This window comes from Komarekiella delphini-convector SJRDD-AB1 (assembly GCF_014831675.1).
Classification (GTDB): Bacteria; Cyanobacteriota; Cyanobacteriia; order Cyanobacteriales; family Nostocaceae; genus Komarekiella.
Genome location: NZ_VJXY01000041.1, coordinates 26,141 through 40,561, shown reverse-complemented (window position 1 = coordinate 40,561; position 14,421 = coordinate 26,141). Strand labels below are relative to the sequence as shown.

The 14,421-nt window shown below is 41.0% G+C and carries 14 protein-coding genes; 4 read left to right on the top strand and 10 right to left on the bottom strand.

The genetic code is table 11. The annotated features are described in order from the left end of the window. Positions 1 to 108: 108 nt before the first annotated feature. Positions 109 to 1,104: a CAF17-like 4Fe-4S cluster assembly/insertion protein YgfZ gene (gene ygfZ / locus FNW02_RS27425; RefSeq protein ID WP_191760642.1), complete on the bottom strand. Its 996-nt coding sequence runs from the start codon at positions 1,102 to 1,104 to the stop codon at positions 109 to 111. A gap of 209 nt (positions 1,105 to 1,313) precedes the next feature. Between ygfZ and FNW02_RS27420 the strand changes: the two genes are divergently transcribed. Continuing rightward, the gene (locus FNW02_RS27420; RefSeq protein WP_225225928.1) at positions 1,314 to 1,511 is read left to right on the top strand and encodes a type II toxin-antitoxin system HicB family antitoxin; all 198 of its coding nucleotides are present in this window, start codon (positions 1,314 to 1,316) and stop codon (positions 1,509 to 1,511) included. A 95-nt stretch (positions 1,512 to 1,606) separates the two neighbouring features. Here FNW02_RS27420 and FNW02_RS27415 read toward each other — a convergent pair whose 3' ends face one another. Then, positions 1,607 to 1,894 (bottom strand): type II toxin-antitoxin system Phd/YefM family antitoxin, encoded by a 288-nt coding sequence (locus tag FNW02_RS27415; RefSeq protein ID WP_191760640.1) that lies wholly within the window; start codon positions 1,892 to 1,894, stop codon positions 1,607 to 1,609. A 184-nt stretch (positions 1,895 to 2,078) separates the two neighbouring features. On the opposite strand from FNW02_RS27415, the gene FNW02_RS27410 reads away from it, so the two are divergent. Next, on the top strand, positions 2,079 to 4,442 hold the full coding sequence (locus FNW02_RS27410) for a dynamin family protein (protein ID WP_191760639.1): 2,364 nt from the start codon (positions 2,079 to 2,081) through the stop codon (positions 4,440 to 4,442). A 106-nt stretch (positions 4,443 to 4,548) separates the two neighbouring features. Here FNW02_RS27410 and FNW02_RS27405 read toward each other — a convergent pair whose 3' ends face one another. Beyond that, entirely contained in the window at positions 4,549 to 5,037 is a 489-nt protein-coding gene (locus tag FNW02_RS27405; RefSeq protein ID WP_191760638.1) for a hypothetical protein, read from the bottom strand. Between the two features lie 165 nt (positions 5,038 to 5,202). Between FNW02_RS27405 and FNW02_RS27400 the strand changes: the two genes are divergently transcribed. Beyond that, positions 5,203 to 7,137 (top strand): serine/threonine protein kinase, encoded by a 1,935-nt coding sequence (locus FNW02_RS27400; RefSeq protein ID WP_191760637.1) that lies wholly within the window; start codon positions 5,203 to 5,205, stop codon positions 7,135 to 7,137. Positions 7,138 to 7,574: 437 nt separating this feature from the next. On the opposite strand, the gene dhaL is transcribed toward FNW02_RS27400, so the two are convergent. The 3 genes from dhaL to FNW02_RS27385 all read right to left on the bottom strand — a co-directional run bounded on the left by dhaL (position 7,575) and on the right by FNW02_RS27385 (position 10,065). Further along, complete coding sequence (dhaL, locus tag FNW02_RS27395) at positions 7,575 to 8,216, bottom strand: dihydroxyacetone kinase subunit DhaL (RefSeq protein ID WP_191760636.1); 642 nt, start codon at positions 8,214 to 8,216, stop codon at positions 7,575 to 7,577. A gap of 1 nt (position 8,217) precedes the next feature. Continuing rightward, positions 8,218 to 9,291, bottom strand: coding sequence for a dihydroxyacetone kinase subunit DhaK (gene dhaK, locus FNW02_RS27390; RefSeq protein WP_191760635.1), 1,074 nt, complete (start codon positions 9,289 to 9,291; stop codon positions 8,218 to 8,220). 135 nt (positions 9,292 to 9,426) lie between these two features. Continuing rightward, complete coding sequence (locus tag FNW02_RS27385) at positions 9,427 to 10,065, bottom strand: peroxiredoxin (protein ID WP_162398153.1); 639 nt, start codon at positions 10,063 to 10,065, stop codon at positions 9,427 to 9,429. Positions 10,066 to 10,232: 167 nt separating this feature from the next. On the opposite strand from FNW02_RS27385, the gene FNW02_RS27380 reads away from it, so the two are divergent. Further along, complete coding sequence (locus FNW02_RS27380; RefSeq protein ID WP_191760634.1) at positions 10,233 to 10,946, top strand: hypothetical protein; 714 nt, start codon at positions 10,233 to 10,235, stop codon at positions 10,944 to 10,946. 126 nt (positions 10,947 to 11,072) lie between these two features. Here the strand turns inward: FNW02_RS27380 and FNW02_RS27375 are convergent, their stop codons facing one another. From FNW02_RS27375 to hpsO, 4 genes are all read right to left on the bottom strand, one after another. Then, positions 11,073 to 11,366 (bottom strand): type II toxin-antitoxin system RelE/ParE family toxin, encoded by a 294-nt coding sequence (locus FNW02_RS27375; RefSeq protein ID WP_191760633.1) that lies wholly within the window; start codon positions 11,364 to 11,366, stop codon positions 11,073 to 11,075. Between the two features lie 8 nt (positions 11,367 to 11,374). Then, a complete protein-coding gene (locus FNW02_RS27370; RefSeq protein WP_191760632.1) occupies positions 11,375 to 11,623 on the bottom strand; it encodes a type II toxin-antitoxin system ParD family antitoxin in 249 nt (82 codons plus the stop codon). Positions 11,624 to 11,862: 239 nt separating this feature from the next. Further along, positions 11,863 to 13,098 carry a hormogonium polysaccharide biosynthesis glycosyltransferase HpsP gene (hpsP, locus tag FNW02_RS27365; protein WP_191760675.1) on the bottom strand — a complete coding sequence of 412 codons (1,236 nt, stop codon included), beginning with the start codon at positions 13,096 to 13,098 and terminating at the stop codon, positions 11,863 to 11,865. A 57-nt stretch (positions 13,099 to 13,155) separates the two neighbouring features. After that, positions 13,156 to 14,331: a hormogonium polysaccharide biosynthesis glycosyltransferase HpsO gene (gene hpsO / locus FNW02_RS27360; protein WP_191760631.1), complete on the bottom strand. Its 1,176-nt coding sequence runs from the start codon at positions 14,329 to 14,331 to the stop codon at positions 13,156 to 13,158. Positions 14,332 to 14,421 lie beyond the last annotated feature (90 nt).

Sequence of the window (14,421 nt, the reverse complement as noted above, 5' to 3'; positions counted from 1 at the left end):
ACTAATAACCCAAAGCCGATTAGTAAAAGGCGCTATCTGGCGGGTTTAAATCCCCCAACTGTTTACTTTTTACTGTTTACTGTTCACTGTTTACTGCAACGATACAAATTATGGGTACTCGTGAGAAACAAAGGGGATTGTTACTATTTCTCCCTCAGTTTCTCCTACTTGAACTTTTAAACCAACACCACCGGCTTTGGTGCGGATGTAACCCAGTCCAAAGTGACCATCAGGAGTTTCTGTGTAACTGGTAAGTTTGCCAACTTTTTCATCTCCAACTGCGATCGCACTTCCAATTTCAGCAGGGGCACTAAGACGGATACCCCAAAGGTGTTGTTTTACACCTTTGTATGTGTTTAACCTAGCAATAGTTTCTTGTCCGATATAGCAACCCTTGTTAAAAGAAATAGTCTGCCATAAACCAACTTCCAAAGGGTTGTAATCATCAGTCAATTCCAAATCGGGGGATGGGCGTCCTTCTAAGATTCGCAATGCATCCCAAGCGCGATCGCTCATCTCTACCGCCCCCGCCTCTAACAGTTTGTTCCACACCGTGGCTTTATCAGTATAGGGGAAAGTAAAGGTGTATCCAGGAGCCGCTAACCCACTACCTACAGCGATTCGCACACCCTCGGCAGGAGGAATTGTGTATACTTGGTGACTAGCGTACGGTTGCCCAATTAGTTCACTAATACCCAACTTTTCCATAACAGCGTCGCTTCCTGGGCCGATGAGGCTAAAAGTGTTGGTGTATTGTGTAATATCTGATAATTCCACTTTATCAGCAAAGAAAATATATTTATCCAGCCATTCCATCAAAAACTGGCGGCGGTTAGGTGAAACTAGCAAGATTACCGCATCTTCTCTAACGTAGGCGGTTACTAGATCAATTGTCCTAGCTGTGGAAGTGACAAAGACAGTATCACAACCTTGTCCTGGCTTGAGTATTTGGAAATTGTTAGTACTTTGGTTGTGCAAAAAGTTGAGGCGATCATCGCCAGCTACTTTGATGCGTCCCCAGTGAGAGCGATCGCATACAGCAACCCCAACTCTTGCGGCTTCGATAGCTGCTGCGTCTTTACCGTCAATTGTAGATGTTGGCATGGTGATGAGAAGTTGCCCTGTTTCAATGTTGTCGCACTGGAAATCTTAGCAAATAAGAGTTTACGGCTTCAATGGCATAGGGGCGGAAGGGACGAAATTACGGAAAGTATTTGTAAACATCTTTTCTGTTTTGAGTTTTTTAATACTGCTTACATCCGCCAGATTTTCCGCATTTTCGACTTCCATATATGTAATAAAATCAGAAGATAATGGCAAAAGTTAAAAAAGTTATGAAACGAACTTTTAGTGCGAGTGTATGGCAGGAAGGTAATTGGTTTGTGGCACAGTGTTTAGAGATTGATATTGCTAGCCAAGGCGAGACTGAAACTGAGGCATTGGCTAATCTTGAGGAAGCTTTGTCACTGCATTTTGAATCACCAGTAGCTACTATTATTCCTCAAATATAAGAGAGTTTGACAGTTTGTAAGTGTGATCGCTCTTTACTGTAATTAACTAAAGACCTGTTTTAGCTTGAATTTCTACATTGTCCGAGTTGGATTTTTTACTCTTCTTCAACAAAACCAAACTCCTGACACAGATCATTTATTGTTCGAGGCTCAAATGTACGCGCCTTCGCACGTTCTATAGCTGCTAAAAGACGTGCTGCATTTTCAGGTGATTGAAACAAATACGCTGTCTCTATGATGCTGTTAAGTTCCGCAGTAGGAATTACGGCTACACTTTCAGCACCTTCACTATTAATAACTACAGGTTCACGGCTTTGAATTGCCTCTTCATAAATTTTGTCAAAATTGTTGCAAGCTTCGGTGTAGTTTGTCTGGTTAGGCATTTTTTATTCCTCAATTTATCTATTCTTCCATTTTGCTGTTTTTTCAACTTCAATGTGTTTGTGGCTAGAAGGATAAGGTGCGATCGCTTTTAACGTAGCAGTGCAATCACCGACGTCAATCTTTTGATTAGTGATTTAAGCTACACGTGCTTTAGCTAATCTTTACCTCAACACTTACGTAATTATGTCTTCTGAACAGTTTCAGGCAGCACATGACAGTATCTACAGCGCTGGCACAAATCTCTTACAGTACCTTCAAGAAATTCGCCAAAGTCGCCTCAGTGAAGGAGATGAAACTAAAGGTTTGCAGAGTGTCGAGGTTGAGATCAACAAAGCCCTACACGCATTGAAAGAGCAAAAGTATCAGGTGGCTGTCATTGCAGCAATGAAAGCTGGCAAGAGTACCTTTCTGAATGCCGTGATTGGTGCTGATGTTCTAGCAAGTGAAACAGCAGCATGTACAATCTGCCGTACAGAGGTTCGACATATTTCATCTGGGCAAATTCCAAGACTTCTGGAATACCGAGATGGACAAAGACAACCTTTTCTTATTGCTGAGGGTGACGCTGGAAAAATTCAGCAAAAATTTCTGGAACGTACCCGCGAGATTCGAGAGAAAGGCAATTCTGACAACACTATTAGCTTTAAGATAGAGCATCCTATTGAAGCTATTGGCACACTTTCATCACTTGCTGGCTTTACCTTAGTTGATACTCCTGGGCCCAATGAGTGGGAGTCTGCTAATTTCGATGTAAAACTAAAACAAACTACGCTGGAAGCGCTGCGAAACTGCAATGCAATTTTGTTTGTTTTAAATTACGCTTCTTACAAAGATAATGCTATTTCAGATTTGTTTAAAGACGTTGTAGAAAATCGTAAGGAAATTTTAACTGAAAATACGGGTAAGATTTACTTCATCCTTAATAAAGTCGATCAGAAAACAGAAAAGGATAAAGAGATAGCTGATGTTATAAAGGACTTGAAGTTAGAGTTAACTAGCTTTGGTTTTCCAAATCCAATAATCTACCCCGTAAGTTCTAGACAAGGACTTTTGGCGAAATTAATTCAACGAGAAAAGGCAACAGAAAGCCAGATAAGTGATTTTGAAGATTTTTTTAGTGCAAAATACGCTGAAAGAGATTCTAGAGGTAGAAAGGTAATACCTTTGCCATCAGAAATTGCACCAAAAGCTTTAAAGGATAGTGGCTTACCTACTATTCAAGAAACAGTCATTGAAACCATCACTCAAAATGCTGGTTGGAATCTTTTGAGTGATGCTTTGGCAAAACTTGATAAAGCAGCAAAGACGATTGAAAATTCTTTGAACACTCAATTCAGTGGTTGGGATATAACAATTGAATCCCTCAAAATACAAGTAGAAGATTACCAGAGACATTCGGAATCTGCTAAAACTAAGGTTGAAACTGTAAAAAAGTCTGTAGAAAAGCAAAAACAGATACTAATAAAAGGTTTTATTCAAGGAGTTAGTATATTTGCTTACGAGGCAAAAGATAAAATCCAACATGAAATTGATCAGATTGCTCAATCTAGGGTGGGCAAATCCACAAAGCATAATATTAAACAGTCTAATAATTTGCAAAACCACGTACATCAAGATGTTGACTGGTTTGGTATTGCTGGAGAAATAGGCGGAACATTGCTAGAGTTTATTCCTGGTATAGGCAAAGTTTTAGGAAAAGGACTTAAAACAGTGCTAAAAACATCCAACTCTTTGCTAGACAGTATGATGCAATCTGTTCCAGACTCATTAAATATTTCTGATTCTGAGTATGATAATCTGTCAGACATATCAGACTCATACATCATTAGAGCAAAAACTAAAGCAGAAGCTCAAAAAATTGGCAGTACCATCAATGATTTTTGCGCTCCTCATATTCAAAGTTGGTGGCTAGATACTCAAGATAAGCTAGTTAGGGATGGTACAAAAATAAGAGAAGCTCTAGTTAATAAAATACAAGAAGATATTCAACAAATATCAAATGAACTTTCTGAATATATTGGACAATCTTTGCATGTTCATATAAATGTAAACGATATTCAGTTTCCTAGCTTCGAGTTTTCAGGGATTGACGCAAAAATTCAGTATCAGCAAGAAGTATTTACTCGCACACGAAAAGAAGCTAAAAGAGACAGTGGTTGCTGTAAATCGGATAAAGTCTATTATGTAGATGTTTCCTACCAAGATAAACAGGAATTTTACGAAATTGACTTACGCCAAACAATAAAACTAATTAAGCAAAAGATAGATGAGCAAGTGTCAAAAAATGAACAACTGTTACAGCGAGTCATTGAAAAACAAGTTGAAGAAGATTTTAGAAGCGCAGAACAGCAAATCAACGACTATATTAAAACATTTCAAGATGATTTTGACCGATTGCTGAAAGAACGTGAAATGAGAGAATTCGAGGCTGATAAAATTCGTGAAATCCTTAATATTCATAAAGACAAGTTGAATGAATACCTGCGTGAATTAACTGCTATTCGAGCATCTTTGGAGAGTTGGAAGCCATTACAAACAGTTAGATAAATATTCGCCTCCTTAACCCAAATAAGCTGAAAAAGCCTTGCTTTACTTCATTAACCCACGCAGGTGGGCTTTTTTCGTATAGCCCCAGAATTCAATTCTGAGGGCTTTAACTCTCTGGTAAACTTGCAAATGCCTGCTCAACTAACTCTTTAGCCTTAGCATCCAAACGCTGCCAATCCACTTCCCCAAACTCATCCATTAAACTAGTATCGATATTAACCGCTTCATTATCCGGGTCATACTCAAGAAAACACACTTGATAACACAGTTCCCACAAATCGATACTGATCTCTTGCCCTTGACGCTGCAAACGTAAATGATATCCTGGATGGGGCATTGGCAGACGAGTAAGAGTCTCTTTGATGTTTTCTGCTTCTTCTGGTGTTGCAGTTTCCATCTCTTGCAACAGACGAGTCACCAATGCTTTTAGCTCATCAGTGGTGTTAGGCGGCCAAATTAGTACGTCGTGGTAGGTTCCCGTCCAGTTAGATGCATCAAGCAGCTTGCGAAGATTATCGACAACGCGAATGAAAGCGGGTTGCATGAGGATTTCAGCCTGCTGCCATGCAACTGGGTTTGTGATTCTGGGTGGCATTGGTAATAAACAGGGGCACTAAAAGAAAAATAATCTAGTCTGCGTTTATTAAAAAGCTGCGTTTTTAATCTAAATCTTTTCTCAAGATAGCGGATTTCATTGAAGAAAATTTGGAGATATTTATTACCAGCTGGAAAATTAGGTAATAACTCTGGGGAGAGGAATATGATAGGCAAGCTACTAGACCATCGTTACCAAGTAATTCGAGTCCTGGCGACGGGAGGATTTGGTCAAACCTACATTGCCCAAGATACCAGGCGGCCAGGTAATCCTATCTGTGTTGTTAAGCATCTTAAACCTGCAAATTCCGACCCCAGAGTTTTTGAAACTGCTAAGCGTCTGTTCAACAGTGAAGCCGAATCCTTAGAACATCTGGGAAACCACGATCAGATACCCAGGCTACTAGCTTACTTTGACGAAAATCAGGAATTCTATTTAGTCCAAGAATATATTGAAGGACATACCCTAACCGAGGAACTTATACCCGGTAAGCGCTGGAGTGAAAGCCAAGTCATTCAACTGTTGCAGGAAGTTCTGAGCATTCTGGATTTTGTCCACCACCAAGGCGTGATTCACCGCGACATCAAACCAGATAATATCATCCGTCGCGCCTCTGATCAGAAATTAGTTTTGGTAGACTTTGGTGCAGTCAAGCAACTGCGTACATCAGTAATCGCACCTGGTGGACAACCTACTGCCACAGTAGTTATTGGCACTCCTGGCTATATGCCTACGGAACAAGGGCAAGGCAAACCACGCCCCAACAGTGATATCTATTCTCTTGGTATCATTGCTATTCAAGCATTAACAGGATTATCGGCAACAGAATTGCAAGAAGATTCTGAAACAGGTGAAATCCTCTGGCAGCATTTAGTACCTGTAAACTACCGTTTGGCAGCAGTGTTAACAAAGATGGTGCGTTATCACTTCAAAGACCGCTATCAAAGTGCAACGGAAGCACTGCAAGCATGTCAAGACGTGATTAATCCCGTACCTGCACTTTCCATACCTCAAGCATCCGTCAAAAATTCTAGTTACCAAGAAACCAAATCTTTATCTCAAGTATCTCGTCAGCAAACAATCGCAGTTGCACCCGCAAATTCTGTACCCGCTAAACCTGTTCGCAAAGATTCACCAGACCCATGGCCGCTATTAATTGGCGTATTATTAGCGGGTGGTGCTGCTGCTTTGGTAGCAAATGTATATCCAAATGTGAAAAACTTAGCTGCTAATTTTACGGGTAATGATACTGCTTTGGCAGAAAATTGCTTAGCTGTTGTTGTGGAAAACTCCAATATCCGTTCTGAACCTAGTTCAATTAATTCTGACAATATTGTGCGAACTGTTGCTAAAGACGCCAATTTTGAGGTTACTGGCAAGCGGACAAAACGGGGATGGGTAGAAGTTAAACTTAATTCTGGTCGTTTAGCCTGGGCACACTCGGATGTAATAAATAATAATGACCAATGGGTTTCTTGTTTACGCGACAAAGGTATTGCAATTAAGACAGTAGATGATAATACTCTGATTGCTACTCGACCAATTCCCAAGCCTAGATCAAAATCTCGTGATGTAGTAACGCCATTGCCAGAAAAATCTGATAGGTCAACTTCCGATGAGACATTAGATCAATCACAGCCTAATGCTAACAGTACCAAGATTATAGAACAAGCAAGACAGAAGTATGAATCTGGAGACTTGCAAGGTGCGATCGCACTTCTGCGGTCTATTCCGGCAAATACGGTTTCTAATATCAAAGAAACAGGCAAAATGATTACCCAGTGGCAAGAAGACTGGGCTAAGGCAGATGCATTATTTAATGACATCAACAGAGCACTTGAAGATGGTCAATGGGATAAAGTTTTAGATTATAAAAACCATCCAGAAAAGTTACCTAATACTCAATATTGGCGAAATAAATTAGAACCAATGTTTAGACAAGCAGCCGAAAATCTTGTAAAACAGGCACTACCTAAAGTAGATAATCAAGATAATTCTCAACCAGAACTCCCGAAAGTAGATAACCAAGATAATTCTCAACGGGAATTCTTCAATACTGACAAATTTATAACTCCAGAAAGTCCTAAAAATGAATTGTAATATTATTGGTTAATCACATCATTTAAACATCTATTGGTAATAGGTAATATCATGTCCTGCTATTATTCTCGTTCCCATGCTGAGCATGGGAATGAATTAAGGAAGGCTCCGCCTTCACTGTAATTTGAGGCAGCAGCCCCCAAAAAGCATTCCCAGCCGGGGGTTAGGAACGAGATAAACTTATGGCCTTTTAAGTAGGTAGGCATAATTAAAGATAAATAAAATCTTAGTTCGTAAGTGAGATTCATCGCTCAAAATAAAGATTATCAGGACTAAAGTCCTCACCCTTTGGGTTCGTTAGTCGCTCATGGGGAGCCACCCCCTTGCGGAGGTTCCCTCCGTTGTGGGGAGTGGCGTGGAAACCCCCTTCGCGTAGCGTCTCGTAGAGAAGACCGCGCTAACTCACTACAAACTTTAATTTATTTACGTTTAGCTACTTACAACCCCTCAGAACCTTCCAGTACTTCCAAAAAACTCTTCAACATCAAATAAGCAGAAGTTCCTCCTGGATCTTGATGTCCAATACTTCGTTCGCCAAGATAGCTGGCTCGTCCCTTCTTTGCTAGCATTGGTATGGTGTTATGCAACCCTTGTTCAGCGGCTACTACAGCCGTATTCAAAGCTTCTTGTGTCTTCTTACCCTCTCTTATAGCTTGCTCAAAAGCCTCCACAGCAGGAGATAGCACATCCACCATTGTTTTGTCTCCCAGTTGGGCTTTGCCACGACCTAGCACACCGTCTAACCCAGCTTGGAGTAGTTCTAGTACATCCTGCTCTGTCAATTCTTGTTTACCCGCTACTGCTGTACTTGCTCGGAGAAACCAAGTGCCGTAGAGAGGGCCACTAGCACCACCAATAGAGGAAATCAAGGTCATGCTGACTGTTTTCAAAATGCTGCTGATGTCCTGATCTGCAAGACTCGGTAATTGACTGCTCACCTTTTTAAAGCCGCGATCCATATTAATCCCGTGATCAGCATCCCCGATCGCAGCATCTAATTCTGTCAAATATTCTTTATTCTGCTCGATCTCGGTTGCAAACGCCTGCAACCATTCTAATATCTGCGCCTGATTTACCATGTTAAGCTCCCCAGTACCAACTCGGCGTTTTTACTGGTGCATCCCACAGCCGGATCATCTCATCATCCAACTTTAGTAGGGTAATCGAGCAACCTTGCATTTCCAGAGATGTAATGTAAGGCCCAATCAAGTTTCGCACAATTTGCAATCCTTGCTGTTCGCAGATTTGGGCTAGTTTGCGGTAGACAATATACAGTTCAGAAAGGGGAGTCCCACCCATACTGTTGACGAAAGCTAACAGGCGATCGCCTTTTTGCAATGGTGGATTAATTAGTTGCACATCTGTCCATTCTCCTTTATCTTCATTCCACTCGCGCACTGTGCGGCTGTAGGCTGCATCCTCAATTATTGAGCGCGTTAAAATCTCTGTAATCTCATCTACTGGTTTTATATCTGTGCGTTCTCTTCCCGGCTCACCGTGAATACCGATACCCAATTCGATTTCGCGATCGCTCAATTCAAATGTCGGTGTACCTTTAGCGGGCACTGTACATGAAGTCAAAGCAATTCCCATGCTCCGCCCATGCAGATTCACTCGACGGCATAAATCTGCTATTTGTGTCAAATCATACCCCTGCTCGGCTGCTGCCCCACAAATTTTTTCTGCCAATATCGTTGTTCCTACACCCCGGCGTCCTTGTGTATACAGGCTGTCCTTCACTGCCACATCGTCATCAATCAAAATATTGAGAACTCGGTTGCCTTCAGCACGGGCTAACTCTGTTGCCATTTCAAAATTCATGACATCGCCGCTATAATTTTTGACGATATAAAGGATACCAGCCCCGCCATCTACCTGCTTGGCTGCTTCCAGCATTTGGTCAGGTGTGGGTGAGGTGAAAACTTCCCCAGGACAAGCAGCATCAAGCATTCCTTTGCCTACAAAACCAGCGTGCATCGGTTCGTGACCGCTACCACCACCAGAAATAATTGCTACTTTTCCTGGGATAGGTGCAGTGGCTCGGTAGACAAAGGTAGGGTCATGGTTCACCTTGATTAAATCAGAATGAGCCGCCGCCATACCTTCTAGACTTTCTCGCACAAAGTCTTCTGGCTTATTAATCAGCTTTTTCATAGTCTAGATCTGGTTTTGAGGGTGCTAAAACCAAGATAAAGGAATATTGCTACTTTGACATTTTCATACTTAAAAACGCAAAAACGCCAAGTTATATGGCGTCTTTGCGTCTAATACAAGAAATCATTTGCAGATTTACTTGTTAGGCTGGGGAGTCATCCGCAGATAGGGTTTGATTTCCTCGTAGCCTTTGGGGAATTTTTGTTTGAGGACTTCTGGATCTTTGAGTGAGGGGACAATTACGACATCCTCGCCGTCTTTCCAGTCAGCTGGTGTAGCCACGCTGTAATTATCAGTCAATTGCAGAGAATCAATCACCCGCAAAAGTTCATCAAAGTTGCGTCCAGTGCTGGGAGGGTATGTGAAACTTAGGCGCAGTTTCTTATTGGGATCAATAACGAAAACCGATCGCACTGTCACAGCTGCATTAGCATTGGGGTGGATCATATCGTAAAGGTCAGAAACCTTGCGATCCGCGTCTGCCAAAATTGGGTAGTTGAGAGTGGTGCTTTGAGTTTCTTCGATATCTCCTACCCATCCTTTGTGGGATTCTACATCATCAACACTGAGTGCGATCGCTTTGACGTTGCGCTTGTCAAATTCTGGTTTCAGCTTGGCAACTGTGCCTAATTCTGTGGTGCAAACAGGTGTAAAATCAGCGGGGTGAGAGAACAGCACAACCCAGCTGTCACCTGCCCATTCGTAAAAATCAATGTCGCCGTGTGTAGAGGCTTGCGTAAAGTTGGGTACTGTGTCACCTAGACGGAGAGCCATGAGAGATTCCCTGTAGTTAAAAAGGCATGTATGTTCTACTTTGCCATCATGACACAAAACCCCGATTCCCCAATCGGGCTTTAGCTGTTTGAAACAAAATTTTAAGTTATCGGCTTTCTCTGATACAAACAGGGAAACCAAATATATTTGACAAGTTTGAATTGCTTATGATGATAGTAATATTTTTTGTTGTTGGTGTCATCCTCAGCACAGCTGCAAGTTTTGTTCTCGGAATTCCTTGGTTAATGCCGATTTTCGGTGCAGCTGTCCCTTATCCGATTTTTTTGTCACAAGTGCGTCGTCAACAGTATAAAAGTGCGTTCTGGTGGATGCTAATGTGGGGTGTGTTGCAGAGTATTGCTGTAATTGTCGCAACGACCATAGCGCCGGATACCGCAGCCAAAGTCATCATCCGTGGACAGTCATACACTGAGTCGATGTTGCACTGGATTCGCACGGGAGAAGGTATGGAAGGGTCACTCCGTTTGTTTTTACCAGATCATTTATTACACTACGGGATTTTTTGTATTCTCTGCGTTGTCACTTTTAGTAGCGTGGCATTAGTTTTCGGTACTTGGATGCTGAACTATATGAATTTCTATGTTGCAGAATTGGTGAAACTCAGTGCTAAACCTTGGCTAGCGGCTATTTTGGGATGGTATCCCTGGTCTATACTACGGATTATTGGGTTTATCGCAACTTGGGTTGCTTTAGCTGCTTTAGGATTAAATCTAGTAACTCGCATCAGAGGAAAAGTTCCTAAGTCTGCTTTTCCTAAGTCTTATATGCTGATTGGAATTGGTTTTGTGAGTGCGGATATCGTTGTCAAAGCAGTTTTAGCACCTATTTGGCAAAAACTGCTGTTGTATGCGTTGAGTTAGAGAGGTTTCCATACATCGTTACAAGTTCGCCAGAATTTTCTGGTAGGCTTGGATTGTTTGCCGAGCGATCGCACTTATGATGATACTCCTAGAGTAAAACCTTATTTGTAATAATTTCCAGGTTAATTATTCTCTAAAAATCGACTCAATATCTCTCGAACCATGCAAAACTCGAATTACATCAATTCTACTCTCAATCTCTTGGTAAAAAACTACAAAATTCTTCACAACAAAACTGCGTAAACCCGGAGCTAACTCTTCTCGTCGTCTACCAATACCGGGGTTACGAGCCAGAATTTGCAGTTTTTCATCCAAAAAATCTAAAAATTCATCGGCTCGCTCTAAGTTATTTTCAGCAATAAACTCCCAAATTTCTAGCAAGTCCAATTCAGCCTGTGGACGTTTAAAAATATTTGTCATACTCAACCCTACTTCTTCTTGCGGCGCTGTCTTGCTTGAGCTTTAATTTCCTGCATATTTAATGGGGTTGCTTCGCCGCTATCAAGTCCTGCTTGGATTTCCTTTTGAAGTTCTTGCAAACGCATTTGTTGAAGATGATCTCGTTCTTGCAGCAAGCGTAGTGCTTCGCGGATAACTTCACTTGCCGAATAGTACATTCCACTCTTGACTTTTTCCTGCACGTAGTGCTCAAGCTCTGATGTTAGGGAGACATTCATAAGTAACTATGCTATTTATACTTTTTCTCCATTTTATAACAGTAAATAGCAATTGTTGTTATTGCTGAATTCAACAAACTCTCCACGTGAGTTAGCAAACTTGTATTTGGACTGGGGCGAGTTTCCCAAGTATGGATTCCGGCTCAGTTTTGCTCGTCCTTTCATTTTCCACTCATAGGCAGTTGTGACAAGGCAATAAGGAGCAACGCCAAAAAATGAGATCAAATCAAAAAGGGCAATTACAATAATTTGTTTGTCAGAATTTTCTGGTAGGCTTGAATTGTTTGCCGAGCGATCGCATGCCAACTAAAATGCTGTAATGCATATTGTTGGGCGTTTAATCCCCGTCGTTGGCTTTCTTCGGGATTTTGCAAAGCCTCTTGCAGTAAGTTTACCAGTGCTTGTACATCTCTCTTTGAAAGTTCAGATCGGAGGAAACCTCCGCTCCGACTTTCCGCTGTTGCACCCACCCAACCAGATTCACTATCACGCACCTGTTGACAAATATGCACTTGGTCAGAAATTATCACAGGTATGCCTGCAACCATCGCCTCAGCTACAGCAATCCCAAAATTTTCATAGTACGAAGGTAATACGAATAAATCAGCAGATTGCAGTAAACTAACTTTTAATTCACCTGTAACAAAGCCAGTAATTGTAGTGTGCGATCGCAATGGTGAATTTTGAATCTGAGATATTATCTTTTGTTCATAATCTGGATCTTGCGGATTTGTCCCAGCTAAGACAAAGTGAAACTTATATCCAACTTCTAGCAGCTTTTCTAGCGCCGGAATCAACAGATTTAACCCCTTTTTCGGGTCAATTCGTGACATAAACAGCACCAGCGGGATTTCAGCAGGAATATTAAATTGCTTACGCAAGATATCCTCTCCCCTCCCCTTCCCTACCTCTCCTTTAACTCCCAAGGGAATCACCAAATCAGGCGTAGATACTCCAAATCGTTCTGATATTTTGGCTTCTTGATTGCTGGTAAAATGAATTGCTGCTGCACCAGCTAAATTTTGACGTTCTATAATTGCGGCATAAAGCTGCTTTAACTGCTTTTTCTTACGTAAATCAGCTGGATCGAGAGTGCCCAGAGGACGCAAAATGTAAGGTAGCTTTTGCTGACGACATGCGATCGCAGCGGTACTACTTACGGGAGAGAATAGAGCATGAATATGCGCTAAGTCAAACTCATGAGCATGACGTTTTAGCCACTGTAGTAAGTCTAGAGAAAATTTGTAGCGACGAAACGGCGCACAACGAAAGTAAATTATTTCATAGCCATCTTGTTTTATTGGGCGATTTAAAGGAACATCTAAGGGTTTTTGACCAATATCGCCATTACTATCAGTTGTGAGAATTGTAACTTCTACGCCCTCTTGTGCCAATGCTGGCGCTAGTCCCAGCACCATTTGACTGGGGCCGCCGTAAATTAGAGAAATTGAGGGGACAATTTGTAGGATTTTCATATTTTTTGTCATTTATCATTTATCATTTGTTATTTTCTAATGACCAATGATTAATGACTAAGGACTGTTAACTAATTCTTGATAAAACTCCAATTGTTGTTTAGCTAAAGCTTTATTCGTATATTTAACCATTGCTTTTTGATAACCCATTTCACTAAGAGTTTGGGCAAAATCTGGTTTATCCATTAATTGAACTAAGCAATTAGCAAGAGCTTGAACATCACCTTCAGGGAATACTAAACCAGCATCGCCAATTACATGGGGAATTTCACCAGAATTAGAACCAATTACAGGTACTTGGCAAGCCATTGCCTCAATTAACACGTGACCAAATTGTTCTTTCCAACCAACGGCAGTTAATGTTTTAAACTTGTAAGTTGTTTCTGAAGGTAACACTAAAGTACTCATTAAATTGATATAATTAGCAACTTCGTTATGAGCAACACTTTCTACAAAAATCACACGTTCTTGAAAATTATTCTCTGCTACTAATTTAATTAATTCAGATTGTAATTCTCCTCGTCCTAGCAGTAGTAATTTCCAATGTTTATCTTTTAAACTGAATAATGCTTGCAAAAGTGTTAATAATCCCTTCTCTTGCACAAAACGTCCGACAAATCCAACTACAAAATCTCCTGTTTTAATATCCAATTTTGACGCTAATTCTGGTTGAATCTGGGGAGTAAACAGACTTTCGTCTACACCTAGTTGTGGCATAACTTTAATCGGGCCTTGATATCCCCGTTGGCGTAAAACTTCTGCTCCGTCCTGATTGCCAGAAATGATGCCGTGGCTGTGATTCAGGTTATATTTTTCTAATAAAGCAACTGGTAATTTTAGTTCGTATGGTAGATTCCACCAGGTAAAAAACACATTTTTGGCTTTGAGTCCTAATAGCTGATTTAAGGCAATCATCTGACTATAAGCAAGTCCTCTAGAACCTTGTTCTACCTGGATGATTTGGGGACGAAACTGCTGTAATAATGTGATTAAATCAGTGCCAAAAGTGAGAAGTCCCTGATGATTTTGACTAAAATTAGAAATAGGGACTATTTTAAATGCACCTTCATCACGGTATTCAGTTTCAATGATTTTGTTTTGCACGCCACCGGGTTTCCAGCGCTTTGGAACAACAACTGTGACTTCAATTCCTGGTTTTAGTCGTGATAAAGCGCGTAATTTTTCACAGTTAAGGTCTACAATATAAGTATGACTAGCAATTAAGATTTTCATTGATATTTGGTAATTATTATGTGTTCGTTGTCAATTGTCATTGGTTAGTTTGTTGCTACTAACCAATGACTAATGACTAATGACTAATGA

What these genes read in the sequence shown, in the direction of transcription:
- ygfZ (WP_191760642.1), bottom strand. Translation starts at nt 1,104, where the DNA reads ATGCCAACATCTACAATTGACGGTAAAGACGCAGCAGCTATCGAAGCC.
- FNW02_RS27420 (WP_225225928.1), top strand. Translation starts at nt 1,314, where the DNA reads ATGGCAAAAGTTAAAAAAGTTATGAAACGAACTTTTAGTGCGAGTGTA.
- FNW02_RS27415 (WP_191760640.1), bottom strand. Translation starts at nt 1,894, where the DNA reads ATGCCTAACCAGACAAACTACACCGAAGCTTGCAACAATTTTGACAAA.
- FNW02_RS27410 (WP_191760639.1), top strand. Translation starts at nt 2,079, where the DNA reads ATGTCTTCTGAACAGTTTCAGGCAGCACATGACAGTATCTACAGCGCT.
- FNW02_RS27405 (WP_191760638.1), bottom strand. Translation starts at nt 5,037, where the DNA reads ATGCCACCCAGAATCACAAACCCAGTTGCATGGCAGCAGGCTGAAATC.
- FNW02_RS27400 (WP_191760637.1), top strand. Translation starts at nt 5,203, where the DNA reads ATGATAGGCAAGCTACTAGACCATCGTTACCAAGTAATTCGAGTCCTG.
- dhaL (WP_191760636.1), bottom strand. Translation starts at nt 8,216, where the DNA reads ATGGTAAATCAGGCGCAGATATTAGAATGGTTGCAGGCGTTTGCAACC.
- dhaK (WP_191760635.1), bottom strand. Translation starts at nt 9,291, where the DNA reads ATGAAAAAGCTGATTAATAAGCCAGAAGACTTTGTGCGAGAAAGTCTA.
- FNW02_RS27385 (WP_162398153.1), bottom strand. Translation starts at nt 10,065, where the DNA reads ATGGCTCTCCGTCTAGGTGACACAGTACCCAACTTTACGCAAGCCTCT.
- FNW02_RS27380 (WP_191760634.1), top strand. Translation starts at nt 10,233, where the DNA reads ATGATGATAGTAATATTTTTTGTTGTTGGTGTCATCCTCAGCACAGCT.
- FNW02_RS27375 (WP_191760633.1), bottom strand. Translation starts at nt 11,366, where the DNA reads ATGACAAATATTTTTAAACGTCCACAGGCTGAATTGGACTTGCTAGAA.
- FNW02_RS27370 (WP_191760632.1), bottom strand. Translation starts at nt 11,623, where the DNA reads ATGAATGTCTCCCTAACATCAGAGCTTGAGCACTACGTGCAGGAAAAA.
- hpsP (WP_191760675.1), bottom strand. Translation starts at nt 13,098, where the DNA reads ATGAAAATCCTACAAATTGTCCCCTCAATTTCTCTAATTTACGGCGGC.
- hpsO (WP_191760631.1), bottom strand. Translation starts at nt 14,331, where the DNA reads ATGAAAATCTTAATTGCTAGTCATACTTATATTGTAGACCTTAACTGT.